Source organism: Edaphobacter sp. HDX4 (genome assembly GCF_036877565.1).
In the GTDB taxonomy this organism is placed as follows: Bacteria; Acidobacteriota; Terriglobia; order Terriglobales; family Acidobacteriaceae; genus Edaphobacter.
Genome location: NZ_JAEDXW010000006.1, coordinates 97237 through 118103, shown reverse-complemented (window position 1 = coordinate 118103; position 20867 = coordinate 97237). Strand labels below are relative to the sequence as shown.

19 protein-coding genes are annotated in these 20867 nt (G+C 59.4%); 12 read left to right on the top strand and 7 right to left on the bottom strand.

What is annotated here, in order from left to right; translation table 11 throughout:
* Positions 1-6 precede the first annotated feature (6 nt).
* The 4 genes from JAO29_RS08205 (at position 7) to JAO29_RS08190 (ending at position 3233) form a co-directional block, all read left to right on the top strand.
* Positions 7-354 carry a PadR family transcriptional regulator gene (locus JAO29_RS08205; protein WP_334267714.1) on the top strand — a complete coding sequence of 116 codons (348 nt, stop codon included), beginning with the start codon at positions 7-9 and terminating at the stop codon, positions 352-354.
* Positions 351-773: a hypothetical protein gene (locus tag JAO29_RS08200; protein WP_334267713.1), complete on the top strand. Its 423-nt coding sequence runs from the start codon at positions 351-353 to the stop codon at positions 771-773. The genes JAO29_RS08205 and JAO29_RS08200 overlap by 4 nt, the downstream gene beginning before the upstream one ends.
* Positions 774-810: 37 nt before the next feature.
* Positions 811-2121, top strand: coding sequence for an alpha/beta fold hydrolase (locus JAO29_RS08195; protein ID WP_334267712.1), 1311 nt, complete (start codon positions 811-813; stop codon positions 2119-2121).
* 146 nt (positions 2122-2267) lie between these two features.
* The gene (locus tag JAO29_RS08190; RefSeq protein ID WP_334267711.1) at positions 2268-3233 is read left to right on the top strand and encodes a hypothetical protein; all 966 of its coding nucleotides are present in this window, start codon (positions 2268-2270) and stop codon (positions 3231-3233) included.
* On the opposite strand, the gene JAO29_RS08185 is transcribed toward JAO29_RS08190, so the two are convergent.
* The 3 genes from JAO29_RS08185 to JAO29_RS08175 all read right to left on the bottom strand — a co-directional run bounded on the left by JAO29_RS08185 (position 3220) and on the right by JAO29_RS08175 (position 6662).
* Positions 3220-4326 (bottom strand): Gfo/Idh/MocA family protein, encoded by a 1107-nt coding sequence (locus tag JAO29_RS08185; RefSeq protein WP_334267710.1) that lies wholly within the window; start codon positions 4324-4326, stop codon positions 3220-3222. The two genes, JAO29_RS08190 and JAO29_RS08185, sit on opposite strands and share 14 nt — an antisense overlap.
* Positions 4327-4468: 142 nt before the next feature.
* The gene (gene groL / locus JAO29_RS08180; protein ID WP_334267709.1) at positions 4469-6139 is read right to left on the bottom strand and encodes a chaperonin GroEL; all 1671 of its coding nucleotides are present in this window, start codon (positions 6137-6139) and stop codon (positions 4469-4471) included.
* 229 nt (positions 6140-6368) lie between these two features.
* The gene (locus JAO29_RS08175) at positions 6369-6662 is read right to left on the bottom strand and encodes a co-chaperone GroES (RefSeq protein WP_334267708.1); all 294 of its coding nucleotides are present in this window, start codon (positions 6660-6662) and stop codon (positions 6369-6371) included.
* 377 nt (positions 6663-7039) lie between these two features.
* Between JAO29_RS08175 and JAO29_RS08170 the strand changes: the two genes are divergently transcribed.
* Together JAO29_RS08170 and JAO29_RS08165 are read left to right on the top strand one after the other, a co-directional pair.
* Positions 7040-7615 carry a hypothetical protein gene (locus JAO29_RS08170; RefSeq protein WP_334267707.1) on the top strand — a complete coding sequence of 192 codons (576 nt, stop codon included), beginning with the start codon at positions 7040-7042 and terminating at the stop codon, positions 7613-7615.
* Positions 7616-7626: 11 nt separating this feature from the next.
* A complete protein-coding gene (locus JAO29_RS08165) occupies positions 7627-8355 on the top strand; it encodes an SDR family NAD(P)-dependent oxidoreductase (RefSeq protein ID WP_334267706.1) in 729 nt (242 codons plus the stop codon).
* 51 nt (positions 8356-8406) lie between these two features.
* Here the strand turns inward: JAO29_RS08165 and pdxT are convergent, their stop codons facing one another.
* A complete protein-coding gene (pdxT, locus tag JAO29_RS08160) occupies positions 8407-9036 on the bottom strand; it encodes a pyridoxal 5'-phosphate synthase glutaminase subunit PdxT (RefSeq protein ID WP_334267704.1) in 630 nt (209 codons plus the stop codon).
* A 303-nt stretch (positions 9037-9339) separates the two neighbouring features.
* Between pdxT and JAO29_RS08155 the strand changes: the two genes are divergently transcribed.
* From JAO29_RS08155 to JAO29_RS08145, 3 genes are all read left to right on the top strand, one after another.
* Positions 9340-10098 carry an SDR family NAD(P)-dependent oxidoreductase gene (locus JAO29_RS08155; protein WP_334267703.1) on the top strand — a complete coding sequence of 253 codons (759 nt, stop codon included), beginning with the start codon at positions 9340-9342 and terminating at the stop codon, positions 10096-10098.
* Between the two features lie 91 nt (positions 10099-10189).
* On the top strand, positions 10190-11587 hold the full coding sequence (locus JAO29_RS08150) for a hypothetical protein (RefSeq protein ID WP_334267702.1): 1398 nt from the start codon (positions 10190-10192) through the stop codon (positions 11585-11587).
* Positions 11588-11806: 219 nt separating this feature from the next.
* Entirely contained in the window at positions 11807-13303 is a 1497-nt protein-coding gene (locus tag JAO29_RS08145) for a glycoside hydrolase family 32 protein (RefSeq protein WP_334267701.1), read from the top strand.
* Positions 13304-13385: 82 nt separating this feature from the next.
* On the opposite strand, the gene pdxS is transcribed toward JAO29_RS08145, so the two are convergent.
* On the bottom strand, positions 13386-14339 hold the full coding sequence (pdxS, locus tag JAO29_RS08140) for a pyridoxal 5'-phosphate synthase lyase subunit PdxS (protein WP_334267700.1): 954 nt from the start codon (positions 14337-14339) through the stop codon (positions 13386-13388).
* Positions 14340-14553: 214 nt separating this feature from the next.
* On the opposite strand from pdxS, the gene JAO29_RS08135 reads away from it, so the two are divergent.
* On the top strand, positions 14554-15276 hold the full coding sequence (locus JAO29_RS08135) for a glycosyltransferase (RefSeq protein ID WP_334267699.1): 723 nt from the start codon (positions 14554-14556) through the stop codon (positions 15274-15276).
* Here the strand turns inward: JAO29_RS08135 and JAO29_RS08130 are convergent.
* Both JAO29_RS08130 and JAO29_RS08125 read right to left on the bottom strand, forming a co-directional pair.
* Entirely contained in the window at positions 15273-15788 is a 516-nt protein-coding gene (locus JAO29_RS08130; RefSeq protein WP_334267698.1) for a PaaI family thioesterase, read from the bottom strand. The two genes, JAO29_RS08135 and JAO29_RS08130, sit on opposite strands and share 4 nt — an antisense overlap.
* A 106-nt stretch (positions 15789-15894) precedes the next feature.
* Positions 15895-18414, bottom strand: a complete 2520-nt coding sequence (locus JAO29_RS08125; protein WP_334267697.1) for a RecQ family ATP-dependent DNA helicase — start codon at positions 18412-18414, stop codon at positions 15895-15897.
* Positions 18415-18540: 126 nt separating this feature from the next.
* Between JAO29_RS08125 and JAO29_RS08120 the strand changes: the two genes are divergently transcribed.
* Together JAO29_RS08120 and JAO29_RS08115 are read left to right on the top strand one after the other, a co-directional pair.
* The gene (locus tag JAO29_RS08120) at positions 18541-18999 is read left to right on the top strand and encodes a rhodanese-like domain-containing protein (RefSeq protein ID WP_334267696.1); all 459 of its coding nucleotides are present in this window, start codon (positions 18541-18543) and stop codon (positions 18997-18999) included.
* 163 nt (positions 19000-19162) lie between these two features.
* A complete protein-coding gene (locus JAO29_RS08115) occupies positions 19163-20704 on the top strand; it encodes a S10 family peptidase (protein WP_334267695.1) in 1542 nt (513 codons plus the stop codon).
* The last annotated feature ends 163 nt before the right edge of the window (positions 20705-20867 follow it).

The following is a 20867-nucleotide window of genomic DNA, read 5'->3' as shown; positions in this document are numbered from 1 at the left end:
CCGATTATGAAGAACTCTTCCAACGCCCCTCTCTCTGCGGCGACGCTTCACATCCTTCTCGCACTCGCGAGCGAGGATCTCCACGGCTACGGCATTATTCAGGAGATTGCACGGCAGTCTCAGGGAAGCTATCGGCTTGGGCCGGGAACGCTCTACGACAATCTCAAGAAATTGATGGACCAGAAGCTTGTAATCGATGTCCCGCGCTCGGCGCTGCCAAAGGATGAAGAGCGGAGGTTTTATCGGATGACGTCTGCGGGCCGCGAGGTTCTGAAGGAAGAGGTCGACCGTCTGCGGGACGTGATTGCAACGGCTCAGTCGCGGCTCAGAGAGAGGAGACCACGCAACGCATGAAGACCATTCTGCGCATCGCCTATCGTGGCATGATCCGCCTCTACCCGGCCTCGTTCCGAAGCGAGTTTGGCGACGAGATGCTATGGATCTTCGACGAAGAGTTGAGCAGAGGCAATGCCAGGGCGCTCTTCATGGATGCCGCCCGTTCCCTCGTCGTGCGGCGCTTGAGAACGCCGAGTGAGCAGTTTGCACCCAGTGGCTACTACGTCGAGATCGAGTCTGCATTGCCTGCGCAGAGGATAGCCCAGGCGATGATGGCCATCTTCTACTTCGGACTTGGACTCGGAATTATCGTTCTCCCCGAGGTTCTCTGGATCCTCGACGCGTCTCGGGGCGTTCACGGGGCCGATCACGGTTGGCTGCTGAGCCATATAGGAAACATGGCCGCCTCCCTCCACGCATGGTGGCCGAACAAATAAACAGGTCAAAAAAGCGCTGTTCAGGAGAGAGAACGGGATGAAAACCTGCAGGATGGGTCTGGCTTGGACGGCAGTAGGGATCTTCGCGGTGGCGGGTGCGCTTCATGCGCAGGATGTCGCAGGAACCTGGCAGGGAACGGTCAGCGGGGAGAAGCAGCAGCTCCGGGTCGTGCTCCAGATCGAGAAGGGAAGCGACGGAGCCCTGCACGGCAAGGCCTACAGCATCGATCAGACGCCTACCCCGGCAGGCATGACGACCGTCTCCTTCGCGGATTCGATCCTGAAGTTTACAGTTGATGCATTTCATGCCACATATGAAGGCAGGATGAGCCCGGACGGCAAGACGATCGCGGGAACCATGACGCAGGGAACGGCGAAGCCGCTGAACCTTGAGCGCGCGACTCCGCAGACTGCATGGAAGATCGACGCATCTCCGCATACTGTCCAGTTTGTGACCGTCGAGAAGGACGTAAAGCTGGAGGTGCTGGACTGGGGAGGCACTGGGCGGCCTCTGGTTCTGCTGACTGGTCTCGGCAACGATGCGCACATCTTCGACAAGTTCGCGCAAAAGTTGACCGACAAATATCACGTATACGGAATAACCCGTCGCGGATTCGGCGAATCGAGCAAGCCTTCGCCGGAGGGGAATAACTATGCGGCGGAGCGCATGGGGGAGGACGTAATCGCGGTCCTCGATGCGCTCCATCTGGAGAAACCCGTGCTCGCGGGTCATTCAGTCGCGGGCGAAGAGCTGAGCTACGTCGGAAACAGCCATCCGGAGAGGGTGGCTGGGCTGATCTATCTCGACGCCGGATATTCCTATGCGCTCTACGACGAGGTCAACGGAGCCGCTGTGATCGATATGAAAGTGCTTCGGGAGCAACTGGAGAGAATGGCCCCCGGCAAGATGCCCCAGGATCAGAATAAATTCCTCGCCGAGTTGCATGAGAATCTCGTCCGGGTCGAGAAAGAGGTGGCCTTCCAGCAGGAGCAGATGAAAGATATGCCTCCTCCTCCGCCTCCTCCAGCCGGGGGTGGACCCAAACCTCCGCCAGCAGGCGCTGCCATCATCGGCGGAGTGACGAAGTTCACGACGATCAAGGCTCCCGTTCTGGCGATCTTCGCCGACCCGCACGACATTGGCAACGCGTTCAAGGACAATCCCAAGGCTCGCGCCGCCTTTATCGAATCCAACAATCGCAGTACCGAGCAGCAGGCGGTAGCCTTCGAGCGGCAGGTACCCTCGGCGCATGTGGTGCGCATCCCCAATGCACAGCACTACGTCTTCATCTCCAATGAGGCGGATGTGTTGCGGGAGATGAATGCCTTTATCGCCACGCTCAACTGAGAGCAGGGCAACGTCTTGAGCGGCATACGAGCAGCAAGTCCGGGCTTAAGTCACGATATTCGAATACTTTGCGCAAAATATAGGGGAGGGGACCGAGTCACAGGACAGCAAAAAGCGTCTAACAAGGAGGAAGGAAGTCGAAACACATGACCCTCGGAAAACTGCTCTTTGCGACTACACTTTTTGCCTCCCCCCTCTTCGTCCTTGCTCAGGAGGGGCCCTCGACCCAGGCTATCGTCACCGTCAACTCGAAATCACCCCAGCAGCTGACGACGGAGACCCTCAAGGCGCGGGTAAATAACCACGAAACCCAGCTCACGGCCGTCGTGCCGGTCAAACCCAACGGAACCCAGGTCGCCCTCCTGATCGATGATGGCCTCCGAAGCTCCATCGGTCGCCAGTTCTCTGACATCAAGAACTTCATCAGCTCCTTACCGCAGGGCACCGAGGTTCTCGTTGGATACATGCAGAACGGACGCGTCGTCGCGCAGCAGCCCTTCACCACCGATCTCAAGGCAGCGGCAGCGAGTCTCAGAATTCCGCTGGGTTCGCCGGGACTCAGCGCCAGTCCCTACTTCTGCCTCTCCGACTTTGTGAAGCATTGGCCGGGCAGCGCCGAGGGTTCAAGCGCACAGGGTTCCATGCTTCCTGCGAAGGCGCGGTTCGTCCTCATGATCACCAATGGCGTCGATCCATATAACGGCAGTGTCAGCCCTATGAACCAGAACAGCGTGTACGTCGACACCGCGATCCGCGATGCCCAGAGCGCGGGAGTGCCCGTCTACTCCATCTACTATGGCGATGCCGGGATCCGCGGAGGAAACGCCAGCTTCAGCGGTCAGAGCTATCTGGCCAAAGTAGCCGACGAGACCGGAGGCCAGGGCTACTTCCAGGGACTTGGAAATCCTGTCTCTCTGACGCCCTTCTTCGACAAGTTCCGTAAGTCGATCTCCGAGAGCTTTGTTGCAACCTTCCCTGCCCCTGCGAAGTCGCGCGATCTCGTGGAGCTGAAGTTCTCGACGACACTGCCAGCAACCAAGCTCCAGGCTCCGCGCTACGTTCGTCCCGGCACCCGTATTACCGGATCTCAGTCTGCCTCTAACCGAGGTTGAGCCCGGCAGCCTTGTAGATCGATTCGATATAGCGAATGTCCCTCAGACCCTCTTCGCCGGGGGTCGAGGGGCGCTGGTTCTGGAGAATGCATTTGGAGAAATGATCCACCTGATCGACGAACTGGCTGGGATCATGCAAGGTTGAAGCTTCATCGATCTTCGTCGCAGGACCGTTGCGATCCTTCCTGAACGATGCCGTGAGATGCTGGCCCTCGTAGTTGAAGTTGTCGAACTCAAGCCAGCCGTTCGAGCCAAATACCTTGGCGTAGCTGGGCATCTGCGCACCATAGGTGGTCGAGCAACTTGCGACCGTGCCGGAAGGGAAGCGCATCGTCCAGGAGAGATTCTCTTCGATATCGATGAAACGTTCGTCGTTCTTGTTCGAGGTGGCCACAGCCGTAAAGGCGACGGGTTCTTCGCCGGTCAGGTAGCGAGTAGCGTTCAGGCAGTAGATGCCGACGTCCATCAACGGGCCTCCACCGGCGAGCGCACGCTGGGTTCTCCACTCGCCCTTCGCGATGTTGAAGCCATTGGCGCTGTCGATCGCCTGCACGCTGCCCAATGCGCCCGACCTGATCATCTCGATGGTCTTCAACGTGTAGGGCTCGAAGTGCATCCGATACGCAATCATCAGCTTTACGTCAGCCGCCTTGCAGGCCGCAATCATCTGCTCGCACTCCGCAACCGAGACCGCCATGGGCTTTTCACAGAGCACATGCTTGCCAGCCTTGGCTGAGCGAATCGTATATTCCGCATGCATGCTGTTCGGCAGACAGACGATGACTGCGTCGATCGCTTTGTTCTCGCGGATGCGATCCATGTCCTCGTAGCCGTAGATCGACTCCTTCGGCACGCCATACTGCGCAGCGATCTTTTCTGCTTTATCGCGATGTCCGCTGACCAGTCCGGTGACCGTCGAGGTTGAGCCCTGTGCGATGCCGCGCATGTGATGGTCGGCGATGCGGCCGAGGCCAATGACGCAGTAGCCGATCTTCTTCGCAGGGCTCTGCCCAACGAGCGGAAGCGAAGAAAACGTATGGGCCGCCAGGCCGAGAGCACTCATCTTTGAAAATTCTCTACGGGAGATCGTCATGCCAGCCAGCTCCGTTTTCCGAGGATTTCTTTCGGGCACCAGAATAAAGACTGACGCCCAAAGAAGAAAGGCCCCGGAGAGATTCTCCGAGGCCCTTTTCTGTTTTTGCGCCTAGTGGGCGGCTTTCGCCGTCCGCGAAGGTCTAGTACATGCCGTCCATACCGCCGCCGTGGTTGTGTCCACCGGCCGGGGCTTCCTTCTTCTCCGGAATCTCGGAGATCATAGCCTCGGTGGTGAGCATCAGACCAGCGATCGACGCCGCATTCTGCAGGGCAGTGCGGGTGACCTTGGTCGGATCGATGACGCCAGCCTTTACCAGGTCCTCGTAGGCGCCCGTTCCGGCGTTGTAGCCGAAGTTGGGTTCCTTCGATTCGTGGATCTTGCCGATCACGACAGCACCCTCTTCGCCGGCGTTGGAGACGATCATGCGAAGGGGCTCTTCGATGGCGCGACGAATGATGTTGGCACCGATCTTCTCGTCACCCTCGAGGCTCTTGACGACCTCATCGACAGCCGAAGTTGCGCGGATCAGCGCAACGCCGCCGCCGGGGACGATGCCCTCTTCGACAGCCGCGCGGGTCGCGTGCATTGCGTCCTCAACACGAGCCTTCTTCTCCTTCATCTCGGTCTCGGTAGCTGCACCGACCTTGATGACGGCAACTCCGCCGACCAGCTTGGCGAGACGCTCCTGGAGCTTCTCACGGTCGTAGTCAGAGGTGGTCTTGTCGATCTGCGCGCGAATCTCCTTCACGCGGCCCTCGATCTCGCCGCCCTTTCCGCCGCCGTCGACAATGGTGGTGTTGTCCTTGTCGATGGTGACGCGCTTGGCGGTGCCCAGGTCCTCAATCTTGACGGACTCGAGCTTGATGCCGAGGTCCTCGGTGATGGCCTTGCCACCGGTGAGGATCGCGATATCCTGCAGCATCGCCTTGCGGCGATCGCCGAAGCCGGGTGCCTTGACCGCAGCGACGTTCAGCGTGCCGCGCAGCTTGTTGACGACCAGGGTCGCCAGAGCCTCACCGTCTACATCCTCAGCGATGATGATGAGCGGCTTGGCGGTGCGGGCAATCTGCTCGAGCATGGGGAGCAGGTCCTTCATCGAGGAGATCTTCTTCTCATAGATGAGGATGTAGGGGTTTTCGAGAGCAGCTTCCATGCGCTCTGCGTCGGTGACGAAGTAGGGCGAGAGGTAGCCGCGATCGAACTGCATACCTTCAACGACGTCGAGCTGAGTCTCCATGGTGCGCGACTCTTCAACGGTGATGACGCCATCCTTGCCGACCTTCTTCATGGCCTCAGCGATGATGGTGCCGATCTGCGCATCCGAGTTGGCCGAGATAGTTCCGACCTGGGCGATCATGTCGCCGGAGACGGGCTTCGACAGCTTGGAGAGAGCGCCGCCCTGCACAACGCCGTGCTCATCCCGCTTGCCGATGATGGCCTCAACAGCCTTGTCGATGCCGCGCTTCAGCGCCATCGGGTTTGCGCCGGCAGCCACGGTCTTCACGCCCTCGCGGTAGATAGCCTGAGCCAGAACGGTGGCGGTGGTGGTTCCGTCGCCAGCGACGTCCGAGGTCTTCGAAGCAACCTCACGCACCATCTGCGCGCCCATGTTCTCGAGGCTGTTGCCGAGCTCGATCTCCTTGGCGACGGTGACGCCGTCCTTGGTGATCGTGGGCGAGCCGAACTTCTTCTCGATGACGACGTTGCGGCCCTTCGGGCCAAGTGTGACCTTCACTGCGTCGGCCAGCGTGTTAACGCCACGCAGGATCGCCTGACGCGAATCTTCTCCATGCAGAATCTGCTTTGCCATTTCTTACTCCTGTCGCCGCTCGTGAGCGGCTTTCTTGAAGTTGACCTCAGGGGCTGAAGCCCCTTCAGGGAATCTGCTGATTCACACGGCTGAAGCCGTGTGCTTAACAAAACTTGTTGCGGCTGAAGAGTGTTCCTCGAGGCTTCAAAGCGATCGATCTGCTCTTTGAGGCGATCTCTTCATTCCGGCGATGAATGCGCCAAAGGCGCCTTTCGCCGTCCGCGCAGGATTACTTGAGGATGCCGAGGACTTCTTCTTCGCGCATGATCAGGAACTCTTCGCCTTCGAGCTTGATCTCGGTGCCCGAGTACTTGCCGAAGAGGATCTGGTCGCCTGCCTGGACGTCGAGCGGGAAGACCTTGCCTTCGTCGTTGGACTTGCCCTTACCGACCGAGATGACTTCGCCCTGCTGCGGCTTCTCCTTGGCGGAGTCAGGGATGATGATGCCGCCGCGAAGGGTTTCGCCCTCTTCGACGCGGCGGACCAGAATGCGATCGTGTAGCGGTGTGAATGTCTTCGCCATTACTTACCTCTCCTTGTTGCATGTATTTCCGGACAGAAAATCTCTGGCCGGGTTGTAATCACGCATCACGTGCCAAGGCGGGAGTTTCCGCCTCCGACTGATGCAAGCTTTTGGAATTGCCATCGCTGCCTCCCCGTTGGGCCCAGGGGAGAATCGCCTACCGGTCTGCCTTGTAGGCGATTAGCACTCGATGCCTCCGATTGCTAACGATAGGGCACCGGTGCTACTGGTGTCAACTATCGAAGATGAAATGTGAGTGAAAGTCACGCAAGCTTGTGGAATGAGGCGAAGGGTCCTGGATCTTCGAGACTTACGAGGGTAGGCGGTCAGTTCTTGAGCCGTTACAACGGCTCCTCGGGAGAGGTAAAATATGTGCCATGATGTTGTCCCGTCGCAAGGTTCTGTTTCGCCTCGTCCCTGTCTGTGTCACGGCTGTCCTGGCTGCTTCTAGCCTGCTCGCGCAGGACTCTCCTGTTCGTAAGGGGCGCAAGTACAAGCCGCCGCCAGAGACCTCAAAGATCACAGTGCAGGTTAGTAAGAAGTACAACGGCAAACCGATCATGAATGCGGCTGTCATTTTCAATCCCTATAAGGACGGGAAAGACATCGGCAATCTTGAGGTGAAGACCGATCCCGAAGGCAAGGCTTCCCTCGACATCATTCCCACAGGATCGTTGGTGCGCGTGCAGGTAATTGCGAACGGCTTCGCGACCTTTGCGAAGGACTACCAGGTGGATGAGGCGACGAGAGATATCTCCATCGAGATGCTCCGCCCACGGGAGCAGGTCTCTTCGTATCGCGACAACACGGACGCACCTTCGGAGCGGAAGTGGGGCGTTCAGGAGCCGGTTCGTCCGAAGTCGGCCGAACAGAAGCCGGATTCGAGCAGCTCTCCGCAGAGCTCCCAGCCTTCTCCCAGCGACTCCTCGCAGCAGCCGGCACCGAAGCAATAGGCGGACGCGGCATGGGACGTCTTGCCGGGAAGACCGCTCTTGTGACTGGCGCGGCCAAGCGGATCGGCCGCACAGTTGCGCTCACGCTCGCGGAAGAGGGAGCGAACGTTGCGATCACCTATCGCTCTTCGCAGCCTGAGGCTCAGGAGACAGTAAGAGACCTGATTGCCAAGGGTGTTCAAGCGGTCGCGATCCGTTGCGATCTCTGCGATCCCGAAGCCGTTCAGCGAACCGTCGCCGAGACTGCGGATCGCTTTGGCAGGCTGGATATCGTCGTCAACAATGCAGGAATGTTTGAGTCTGTAGCTCTCGAGGATATCTCAGTGGAGCAGTGGGATCGCATGTTCGCGACCAACACGCGGGCGCCCTTCCTGGTTGCGCGAGCAGCTTTGCCTCATCTTCGGCAGGTGGAAGGCCGCATTGTGAACATCGGTTCTCTTGGCGGCCAGCATCCATGGGCGACTCACGGGCATTACTGCACGTCGAAGGCGGCGCTGCACATGTTGTCGGAGACGATGGCGAAAGCGTGGGCTCCTGAGGTCAGCGTGAACGCCGTCGCTCCGGGCATGATCGTTCAGGGGGAGATCGAAGAGGCCTATGAACACTTCGCGCGCAAGACTCCGATGCAGCGCAACGGTACTGCGGAGGATGTCGCCGCGGCGGTCCTGTTCTTTGCTTCTGCTCCCACGTTTATCACCGGACAACTTCTGACGGTCGATGGGGGCCTGGGGCTAAGCTAGCCGGTTCCGATGGGCAGCGGGAGAGGGCCGAGCGTCGCTCGAGAAAGAATCTCAGTCTGCCGCGGCCTTGCTTTTGTGCTGCGCGACCATATCGAGAAAGTAGCGGTGGACGCGCGGATCGTGTCCCAGCTCGGGGTGGAAGGTGGCGGCGAGCAGGTGGCCTTCCCGGACGAGGACGGGATCGTTCTGGCGGGTGGCGAGGATTTCAACTGCGGCTCCGGTGCGGGTGATGCGGGGAGCGCGAATGAAGACCATCTCGATGGGATCGCCTGGCAGCTTCGATTCGGAGTGGAGGATGGTCGAGTCGATCTGGCGGCCATAGGAGTTGCGCTCCACGGTAACGTCGAGCGTTCCGAGCGACTTCTGGGAGGGGTTGCTGACATCGGTGGCCAGCAGGATGACTCCGGCACATGTTCCGAAGGTCGGGGTGGCGTGGACGAAGTCTTTGAGGATATCGAAGAAGCCCCGCTGCTCAAGGAACCGGAGCATTGTGGTGGACTCGCCTCCAGGCATCACCAAGCCATCGATACCTTCGAGGTCGGAAGGGAGCCGGACGAGCTTTGGGGTGGCACCAAGCTGGCGGAGAACGTTGGCATGGGCGTCGTAGGCTCCCTGAAGTGCCAGCACGCCGATGGTGAGCCCGTTCCCTGCGGTGTCTTCCACACTGGTATTTACCGTCATCCCGTCCCCCGTACTTTATTGCGCAAAATCTTCAAAAGATTAGAGTTAGCTTTGGACCTCAAGATCTGCGGCATGACTGCCGGTCTGGTGGCCTGGAACTTCCCGTTCACGTTCGCTGAAGCTCCTATTTAAAGTATAGAGAATTTGGGCTATCCATTCGGCACTAGAAAGTGATTGTCTTGCTTGGAGATAGACGCTTGGGAGCTTGACAAAATCCCTCGGGGAAAGAATCTTCGAGATTCGGCTCCGTTTTAGCAGAGGGTGAGCGCGGACGGGTCGGGGAGGCAGGAAAGGATGAAGGGGATGGCAAGTTATCCGAGCCTTGAGGATCGCCTGGTGGTGGTGACGGGTGGGGCTACGGGGATCGGTGAGGCGATCGTCGAAGCCTTTGCGGAACAACGGGCGCGGGTGGTCTTTCTCGACATCCAGGATGAGGCGGCTGGGGAGCTGGTTGCGCGAATCGGGGGTGCGGGAGGGAAGGCTCCGGTCTATTACCGGTGTGACCTGACGAGCATCGATAGGCTGCAAGATACGACTGCAGAGATCGTCGACCGGTTCGGACCTGTGGACGTGCTGGTCAACAACGCGGCGAACGATGCCAGGCATGGGATCGAGCAGGTCACGTCCCAGAGCTGGGACGATGCGATTGCGGTGAACCTCAAGCACCAGTTCTTTATGACCCAGGCGATCGCGCCGGGGATGCGAAAGACGGGGCGCGGATCAATCATCAATATGAGCTCGATCAGCTGGGTGATTCCGTCGACCAATGTGCCGGTGTACGTGACGGCGAAGGCCGCAATTGTCGGGATGACACGGACGCTGGCCCACGAGCTGGGGCAGCACAACATACGAGTGAATTGCGTTATGCCGGGCGCAATTGCCACGGAGCGGCAGAAGCGGCTGTGGCTGACGGAGGAATATAAGGCAGAGGTCTTGAAGCGCCAGGCGTTGAAGAGACTGATTGAGCCGGAGGAGGTGGCGCGGCTGGTGTTGTTTCTGGCATCGGATGACAGTGCGGCGATCACGAACCAGAGTTATGTCATCGATGGTGGGTGGGTGTAGAGCGCCTCAGCACGACCAGATGTCGAAGGAGCAAGTTGCTGCATTTGTAGTAAGAAGATAAATCTGTAACCAACAGGATCAGACAATCATTATGGAAAAGAAACAAACCGAGATTGCAGCCAGGGTGGCGGTGGCGGATTCATCGCCAATCCCCGAAGCTATGGGGTCGAACTCCCTCTTCACCCGGCGTGAGATGCTGGGATTAACCGCTATGGCAGGTTTCGCGGGGTTGACCGGTATTGCGCCCGAAGCTGTTGCACAGACTGCCCAGAAGCGGCCCCGTATCGCTTGTCTCGTCAGCTATTGGGGTCTTCCGACTTCACATGCGGACTGGATCATAGATAAGCTGATGGACGGTTATTGGTGGAAGGGCGCACACACCCCTTCGCGGGTGGACGTGGTGTCCGTTTACATCAATCAGTTCGACACGAGCCTGCTGGGTCAGAAAGTTTGCAAAGCGAAGAATATTCCCATCTACAAAACAGTCGGTGAAGCGGTCACGCTTGGCGGGCAGGAACTTGCGGTGGATGGTGTTGTCATCGTCTGCGAGCATGGGAATTATCCAACTGACCTCAAGGGGCACTGGCTCCTGCCGCGCTGGTGGATCTACCAGCAGGTCATCCATGTCTTCGAGCAGAGCAAACGCTCCGTGCCCATATTCAACGACAAGCACCTCTCCTACAACTGGGACGATGCCAAGTGGATGTTCGACAAATCCCGTGAGCTGAACTTCCCCCTGACCGGCGGTTCCTCCATACCGATTTACTATCGCAAGCCCGAGATTGAAATCGCCGTCGATACGCCGATCAAGAACTCGATCGTGGTTGGAGACACCGCAGATGAGGGAGCCACGTTCCATGCTGTCGACGTGCTCCAGGCATTTCACGATCGCCGCAAGGGCGGCGAGACGGGCGTCAGGTCGGTGCAGTCCATTCGGGGGCCTGAAACATGGAACTGGGTCCAACGCACTCCCTGGGCCAACAACCTGCTTGAAGCGGTGCGGAAGAACTTTGATCTGAAGCCGGGCTACTTTGAGGAGGGCGGCGGACAGGATCAACGGCGGCCACTTCGACCGAACCTCTGCATCGTGGAGTATAACGACGGAACCAATGCGGCGGTGATTCCGGGCAGGGGCGTGGGGTGGACTTACGCCGGCGAGATCGAAGGACTGAAAGACCCGACGATCATCTCCATGCTTGACTGGCCCGGCCCCATCTCGCAGTACCACGCTGCGAACGCCCACGAGCACTGGCTTATCGAGATGATGCTGACCAGAAAGGAACCGTTCAATGCGGAGCGGCTGCTTCTGTCCACCGGAATAGTGAACAACTACATGGATTCGAACTGGGAGGACGGCCGTTACTCTGCCGTCGGACGCCGCGTAGAGACGCCGTTCCTGAATATGAAATATCACTCGACACACGGTCCGCTCTTTAACACGGGGCCGCGCCCGCCGAATACCCCCTACATACGGGGCTTCGAATCATAGGCTCTGTGCGGGCTGTGGCAGAAGACCGCATTTGGTAGCCGATTACGGTGAGTCGCGGGTGTTTGCGCACCCGCGACTCAATCGTGTGCTCATCGATGGTCTGGTCCCCGCGCCGATGCGGCGATTTGCTATGGTAGCGATGTCGTTTTCAGAGCAGTCGTTGATTGCTGAATACGAGATACCCATCGCAGCAGGGTGACAGGTGGCCGAATGATGGTCATGAGCAATAGTCGTCGCAGATTTCTTCGGAACGCAGCTGGCGCAGCGACGTTGGCAGGCGTGGCAACGAGTATGGAAGCGGCGGCGTCGGGGGCTTCTGCGGCTGATTCCCTGGCTCAGGATCCGCTTCGTCCTCAGTATCATCTGCTGCCAGCGAAGAACTGGATGAACGATCCCAATGGCCCGATCTACTGGAAGGGCAAGTACCACATGTTTTTCCAGTACAACCCGCACGCCGCGGTCTGGGGAGACATGCACTGGAATCATGCAGTTAGTGAGGACATGATTCACTGGAGGCACATGCCGGTGGCGATGGCTCCTACGCCCGGAGGGCCTGATGAGGAGGGAGTCTTCAGCGGGACCGCTTTTGTCCAGAATGGCAAGGTCGGGATGATGTACACCGGCGTGAAGAAGTCATCTCTGAAAGAGGCAACGATCAAGGATTCGTCTTTGTGCGAGACACAATGTATCGCGATGGCGAATGACGACGATCTGTCGAGTTTTACGAAGATTGCTGAACCAGTGATCGCTAAACCTCCTGCGGGGATGCAGGTAAACGGCTTTCGCGATCCGTCTCCATGGAAGCAGGGAGACTGGTGGTATACGCCTATCGCCTGCGGTTTCCCTGATATCGGTGGATCGTTACTTCTGTATCGATCGAGAGATCTGCGCTCGTGGGAGTTTGTAAAGATCTTCGCCCAGCGGGAGCCATCGTTTGAGGCGTACATGCCGTGGGATGTCTGGGAGTGTCCGGAGTTTTTCGCTCTGGGGAACAGACACGTGCTGTTGTTCTCCACGATGGGAAAGGCGTTTTGGCAGACCGGCCACTTCGATAGCGAGAAGCTCACCTTTACTCCGGAGCGGATGGGAATTCTGGACTATGGCAGCTACTACGCACCCAAGACTCAGCTCGATGCGAAAGGGAATCGCATTCTCTGGGGATGGATCCAGGAGTCGCGACCCATAGCCGAGTATAAGAGCGCTGGATGGGCCGGCATGATGTCGCTTCCGAGAGTGATGTCCATGGCTGCGGACGGGACACTGCGTTACAAAGTGGCAGAGGCTGCGCAGACGCTGCGAGGCGAAGCAAAACAGCTTCGCGGGCAGGCGGCGAAGATCGTCAGGATCACAGGCTGCTGTGGGGAAGCGGTCTATCGTGCGCGGCGGCAACGGGGTTCGTTCAGGTTGGTGATTGAGGGCGAGCGCTCCAGGGATAGATGGATGGAGCTCGAATTCGATCCGTCCTACCCGGAATCGGTCTTTATCGATGGGCGACCACTGAAGCTCTCGATGGGCAAGGACGAAGTTGTAGAGATTCGTCTCCACATCGATGGCTCGGTGATTGAGCTGATTGTGGGGGAGCGGATTGCCTGGACGAAGCGCTTCTATTACGACAGTCCCGCGCAGGATGCTGTGCTGCGATGGGAAGGCGACGGTTCACTGGAATCTGTCGTCTCCTGGTCGCTAAAACCGATCTCCGCGACTCGCCTGACGTGAGAGAACGGACGAGATTCCCGCGTCTCCGGTTAAGAGCGAACGCCACCGGAGTTGACCGGTGGCGTTCAAGTCTCTGAGGAAACTACCAGCCGCGGGTCTGGAGAAGCTCGTGCTCTTCGAGGGCGGCGGCGGCGAGGCCCTTCATGGTTCCGGTGACGGCTTCTGAGGCTTCGGCGACGATCTTGGGATCGTTGTAGTGAGTGGTGGCGATGACGATCGCCTTGGCGCGTGAGACGGCTTCGGCGCGCTCCTTGGGGTCGTTCTCGACGTCGAGCGGAGTGGCGCGCTCCTTCATGAAGATTCCGGAGCCGACGAAGACGGCCTCGGCACCAAGCTGCATCATGAGGGCGGCGTCGGCCGGGGTGGCGATTCCGCCGGCGGAGAAGTTGGGAACGGGGAGCTTGCCGGTCTTGGCGACCATGCGGATGAGCTCGTAAGGAGCCTGGTGGAGCTTGGCCTGGTTGTAGAGCTCGCCCTCGTCGAGGACGGTGAGAGCCTTCATCTCGCGGACGATCTGGCGCATGTGCTGGACGGCATGGACGACGTCGCCGGTTCCGGCCTCACCCTTGGTGCGGATCATGGCAGCGCCTTCAGCGATGCGGCGACAGGCCTCGCCCAGGTTGCGGGCTCCGCAGACGAAGGGGGTGGTGAAGGCGTGCTTGTCGATGTGGTAGGTCTCGTCGGCGGGGGTGAGGACCTCGGACTCGTCGATGAAGTCGACGCCGAGCTCCTGGAGGATCTGGGCCTCGGCGAAGTGGCCGATGCGGGCCTTGGCCATGACTGGGATGGAGACGGCTCCGATGATCTCCTTGATGAGCTTCGGGTTGGCCATGCGGGCGACGCCGCCCTCGGCACGGATCATGGCGGGAACGCGCTCAAGCGCCATGACGGAGGTCGCACCGGCCTCTTCGGCGATGCGGGCCTGTTCGACGTTCATGACGTCCATGATGACTCCACCCTTGAGCATCTCGGCTAGGCCGGTCTTGAGGCGGAGGGAAGAGGATCCGAGATTGCCGTTCGAGGTGTGGTCAGCCATGACGATTCTCCTTGGGAGCCGCGGTCTGTCGTGAAGTTTTGGAGGTGGCCGCGAGAATTTAAGTTTAGCAGTTTGTTTCCGCTGGATGAAAGAGCAAGAGGAGTTAATCCACTATGGGACGATTCGCAGAAGATTAACGCTTTTTTGACGCGTGACGCGGCAAAAGGGGACCAAACTTTCTTGAGAGGAGCGTGTAAGAGGCTCCGGAGGTACGATGGGCGCAGAGCTGACGATCGTGATCCCGGCGAAGAATGAGGCCGGAATGTTGCCAGGATTGCTGGGTTCCCTGGCCCGCCAGGACTACCCGGGGATGGCGGAGACAAGGATCATCGTTGCGGATGCGGGATCGACTGACGGAACGGTCGAGGTGGCGCTGAGCTTTCGTGACCGGCTGCTGGTGGAGGTGATCGAGGGCGGTCTGCCTTCCGTCGGACGGAATGCGGGAGCGCGACTGGCCACGACACCCTATGTGCTGTTTCTGGATGCAGACGTGGAGCTGCCGGAACCCACTCTGCTGCGCAGAGCGCTATGGAGGATGCGGAGGAGGAAGCTGCACCTGGTGACGACCAACATCGCGTGCAGAGAGGGAAACTTCGCCGACGATCTTCTTTACGCGGGCAACAACTTCATGCAGCGCATCGGATCGTTCCTGAAGCCATTCGCAACGGGAATGTTCATGCTGTTCGATCGCGAAGCCTTCTGGGTGCTGGGTGGATTCAACGAACGGGCACTCTTTGCCGAAGACTATCTGCTGTCGAAGGGGGTAGCGCTGACGCGCTTTCGTATCGTCCGGGGGAAGGTGCTGACGACGAATCGCCGCTTCCAGAAGCTGGGACACGGAAGGATGGTCTGGATGTTCTTCAAGACCATGATGCACAGCTGGAACAATAAATACTTTCTGCGCGATCAGGGGTACTGGGAGGAGTCGGAGATCTAGCTCCCCGACTCGGTCAGCCCGGCACGCGCGAGCAGCGCTTTGTCGAGCTGGATGAAGACTCCCCTGGCTTTTGCGAGAGCTGTGCCGTCGGGGGCGAGAATCTCGGCGTGATGAAAGAGCTTGCGGCCCTCACGGTGGGAGTGGCGACCGACGAGCTTCAATTTCTGGTGGAGCGGAACGGGGCGCAGGTAATCGACCTCGAGGCGCCGGGTCACGGCGAGCACGTCGAGGGAGCGGTTGAGCTTGCTCATAGCCTCATCGAGCAAGGTGGCCACGATGCCACCGTGCACGTAGCCGGGTGGACCTTCATGCATACGATCGAGCTGGAAGTCTGCTGTAGCTACCGGGGACTGTGGGAGGGTTTCGTCGGTGTAGAAGACGAGATGAAGTCCCTGGGGATTGTTAGGACCGCAACCGAAGCAGTGGTTTGCACGCTCCTCGAGTGAGGGATCCATGGAAGCGGGGGTGTGACGGCTGTCATTGGAAGGCGGCATCGATTGCGACGGTAGCATACCCGGAGTCTTGCGAACAGAGCGGTCGTCGGAACGGGCTGGGATTGCAAACCAGGTTCTCTGAGAGGATGGCGGGGGGGCGCCGATTGCGGATGCCGTGAAGTAGCTATCCGGCGCAGATCTCGAGGATGCTTGCGCCGAACCTTTCAACTTTTTCGAGTGAGATGCCTTCGATGTGTTTTAGGTCGGCGAGGGTGCGTGGGTGCTCGACCGCGATAGCTCGGAGGGTGGAGGTGCCCAGGATGAAGAACAGTGGAAGGCCAAGGCGCTCGGCTTCGGAGCTACGCCACTCGCGGAGGCGCTGATCGAGAGCCTGCTGGACGGGCGTGAGAGGGTCCGCAGGGTCAGCCGCCACGCGAGGGCGAGTAAACGTCTGTACGGCTGGTTGCGATTCGCTGGAGTGACGATGTCCTGGGTCGCTGAGGTCCTTATCTGCCTGTCGCGCAGCCCTCTTGATCGGTAACGAGGCATTTCGTTCCGGGTGAGCTTTCACAGGGGAGTTTGTGGAGGAGACAGGGAGTTGCGCATCGGAGGAGGAGTCCTTCGCCTTGCGACAAAGTGAGATGATCTGCGCACCGTAGAGATCACTCTTTTCCGGACCCATGCCGGAGACGCTCTGAAGTTCGCCGAGAGTGGATGGGTGTGCGCGGACGATGTTGTGGAGGACGGTGTCGCCGAATACGAAGAACGCCGGTTTACCGGTTTTGGCGGCTTCGGCTTTGCGCCAGTCGCGGAGAGCTTTTTCGAGTTGCTGTTGCCTGGGAGTGAGAGGTTGAGAGGCAGATCCCTCCACTTCGCTGCGCTTAGGTCGGGACGACACGTCTGAGGAGGAGCGGCTGCCGCTGGGAGAGTGCGATGACGTTGAGCGGCTGCGCTTTCTAGCCGGGGACGTTGAAGTGTCCTCGGCGGGCAGCAGGACGCCAAGGTCTTCTCCGTCATCCAGGGTTCGGCCCTCGTGGGTGAGCGAGGCGCGCTTGAAGCTGATGAGATTCCCCTCAGCATTGGTGAAGCTGTCACTGGTGAGGGCGATGAGCCCGGCGCGGGTAAGCGCGTTGAGATAAGCGTCGAACTGCTTACGATCGATTCCCAGTGCGAGATCGGTATGCAGTTTGCCTGTCGCGCGCGACTGACCTCCATCGAGTGCTCTGAGGATAGAACGGAGCTGTCGTTCTTCCTGGCCGGTTGGCTGGCGAAAGGTCTGGGCGGTGGCCCTTTCCGGAGAGCAGAAGTCGCAGTGACCGCACGGGCGATTGCCGTCCGTGGTGTCTCCGAAGTGCTGGATGAGCGCCGTCATGCGACACTGCGCAGTTTCAGCGAAGCGGGCCATGTGAGCGATCTGGGAGCGACGGAATGCGATTTGATCGTCATAGCCGGTACGCCAGTTGAGGCTTCCGGTTGAGCGCAGATTGCCGGCGATGTCGGCGGCCGCGCCACCCTGGGAGACCAGTTTTTCTGCGGCACGCTCGAAGGTCTCCACGTCCATGCGCAGGCGGAGGCGCAAGGTCTCGGGCGGCTGGAAGTCAGGTCCGAGAGCACCTGCCAGACGCATCAGTTCGGCGGCGGGAGGGTAGTCGCGCTCGAGGAAGAAGTCGTGCATCTTGCGGTCGGCGAAGGAGTGGAGCAGGACCGTGCGCGAGGGTTTTCCGTCGCGTCCGGCGCGACCGATCTCCTGGTAGTAGGCTTCGACCGATCCGGGAAGGGCCGTGTGGATGACGGTGCGGACATCGGCTTTGTCGATTCCCATTCCGAATGCAATGGTGGCGACGACGACCTCGAGCTTGCCCGAGAGGAAGTGACGCTGGACCCGCTCGCGTGTCGCCGGATCCAGACCTGCGTGATAGGCGGCAGCGCGGCCCCCGAGTTGCGAAGCCAGGTCTTCGGCGGCCTTGCGGGAGGGTGCGTAGACGATTGCCGGTCGATTGGCCTGCGACTTGAGCAGGTCGATTGCGAACTGATTCCGGCGCGGCTTGGAGAGCTCCAGAACCTCGATTGCGAGATTATGACGGCGGAAACCATGGATGAAGAGGGACGGATTGTGCAGGCGGAGCTGCGTGGCGATATCGCGCTGGACGGTAGGGGTCGCGGTCGCCGTGAGGGCGATGATGGGAGCGGGGCGAAGGGCGGGAAGATGATCCCCGAGCGTGCGATAGTCCGGACGGAAGTCGTGACCCCACTGGGAGATGCAGTGCGCTTCGTCGATGGCGATGAGGCCCGGTTTCCGCTTCGCAAGCATCTCCGGGAAGCCAGGTACACGCATGCGCTCCGGAGCGATAAAAAGGAACTGGAGCGTACCGTCGAGGTATTCCCGGCAGGCCTGGCGGGATTGGTCGCGAGAGAGCCCGGAGTGAATGCGGGCGACACGGAGACCCAGAGCAGAGAGCTTGGAGGCCTGATCGTCCATCAATGCGATGAGGGGCGAGATCACCAGCGCCGTGCCACCGCGCGCGATGGCGGGAAGCTGGTAGCAGAGGGATTTTCCCGCCCCCGTCGGCATGACCAGGAGAACGTCGCGGCCATCAGTCGCGGCCCGGCACACGTCCTCCTGATTGGCACGGAAGCCCGAGAAGCCAAAGGTTCTGTGGAGAAGGTCTGAGAGAGCGGTGGAATCCATAAAGCCTTGGCTCATCTTCGCATATTGTTTGCCTGATGGCTGCGAAGGCGAGCGCGGGGGATAAAAGGAGATACAGAATCCAATGGACTCCGTCGAGAATCTGAAAGGAACTAGTCCCCGGGCCCGAGAGGAGGAGCAGAGATGCTGTATGGAACTGCTATGACAGCTTTGGCACTGTTGGTGCTTGCAGGAATCGGCGGTGTTGTATGGGCGCTGCGGCGCCGCCGGACGAGAGAGATCGAGCAACACTTTATCGATGCGGATGCGCTACGCCCGCTGCTTGAGCCGGATGCGAAAATACTGCTGTTCGACGTCCGCCAGCCACTGGACCTACTTGCGCGTTCCGAGATGATCCCGGGCGCGAAGCGAATTCCTCCAAAGGAGATCCTGGCAAACCCCTCGCTGATTCCTGCGGATGTGGATGCGGTGCTCTACTGCACCTGCGAGGGGCAGAAGACGAGCCGCCAGATTGTGGAGCATGGTCTGAAGCTCGGGTTTAGCCGCGTAAGACTGTTGCGGGGAGGCCTTGGCGCGTGGAAGGCAAAGGGATACCCGGTTGTTCCCTATACCGAGTCCTTCCGCCTGGATACGGCGGTTTAGGCGACAGAGTCGCTCCGCATTAGAGGAGCGCGTGTGAGCGGGCCTTTTGCGCCCTGCTATCTGGATTGAGAGATACCCACGGTTATGATGGAGAGGTCTGTGCGTCAGCCATCACAACAGAGGGGAATCTCGATTGAACGTTTGGAGACGTCTAGGGTCTGCAGTGGCCGCTACGGTGTTCGCTTCCACGCTAGCAATGGGAACGATGGCTTACGCCCAGGATGCTCGCCCAAAGAGCCCCGAAACGAAGCCGCAGGAAGACCGGCAGAAGGAAGGTGGAGTCCCGGTCCCTCCTGAGAGCACCTCGGTCACCAAGCACGATCTCACACTGGGCGGCCAGGTCATCCACTACACGGCGACTGCGGGAAATCTTCTGATTCGCGATGATCAGGACCGCCCCGATGCCAGCATGTTCTACGTCGCTTACACGCAGGATGGTGCGGATGCCGGAACTCGTCCCGTGACGTTCTTCTTCAACGGAGGACCGGGTGCAGCGACGATCTGGCTGCATATGGGGTCCTTTGGGCCGGTTCGGGTGGTGACCCGCAGTCCTGAGGCGAGCGGGCCGGCTCCGTACAGGTGGGTTCCGAATGAATACAGTCTGCTCGACAAGAGCGATCTCGTGTTTATCGATGCACCGCTCTGCGGTTTCTCCCGTGCGGTCGGGAAGGGAACCACGAAGGACTTTGCGGGGACCGATCAGGATATTCGCGCCTTCCGCAGATTTATCGAGCGGTATATCACCGCGAACCAGCGCTGGACCTCACCCAAATTTTTGTTTGGAGAGTCCTACGGGACCACCCGGGCGGCTGGGCTGGCAGCGGCATTGCAGAACGATGGCGTTCCGTTCAATGGAGTCATCCTGCTCTCCTCAATCCTAAACTATGGGATCAGGAGTGCTGGCTATGATGCTGAATTTGTGGGATATATTCCATCTTATGCAGCCATCGCCTATTACTACAAGAAGGTCAAGGTATCCGGTTCCCTTGCGGACTGGGTGCAGCAGGCCAGAGAGTTTGCTCGAGGGTCGTATGCCCAAGCACTCGCCAAGGGGGACCGCTTATCGCCGGCCGAACTGGAGACCGTGGCCGCACAGGCCTCTGCCTTCACGGGTTTGAAGGTCAGCTATCTGAGGGAGACGCGGCTGCGCGTTGCGCCGGGGCGTTTTCGCAAGGAACTTCTCCGCGACGATGATCGGACCTTGGGACGCTACGATGCGCGGTTCATGGGGTGGGATCCGGATGCGGCAGGAGAGACTCCAGGATTCGATCCGTCCGATACCGGGATCAGCGGCGCCTTTGTGGGTGCCTTCCACGACTACATCCAGCATGAACTGAAGTACATGAGCCAGGAGCCGTACTACACGTCGGGTCCTGGCGTGAACCAGGCGTGGGACTTCAAGCACGAGGGACCCGGCGAGGGGAGAAATAAACAGGCGATGCCGGATACGGCGCTGGATCTGGCGGATGCGATGCGAAAGAATCCATCTCTGCACGTATTCTCCGCGAATGGCTACTTCGACCTGGCGACGCCTTTTTTTGCCACGGAGTACGACCTGAGCCACATGAGCCTTCCGAAGCAACTGATCGGCAACGTGGAATTTGGTTATTACCCGGCTGGTCACATGGTCTATCTGAATGTGGACGCGCTAAAGGGTATGAAGGCCGACCTCGGCCGGTTCTATAGCGATCTGCTCCATAAGTGAGGCAGGGGCACGGCTTGCGTGAGACAAAGGCAAGTCAGCAGATTCTATCCGGAAGTTCCTTGATTTTCAAGGGTTACTTGACATAAAATACACATGGTCTCTTTCTCTTTGACTGGCAATGCTGAAGGGAACCTGAGCACACAAATATAAGAGGTACTTGCAC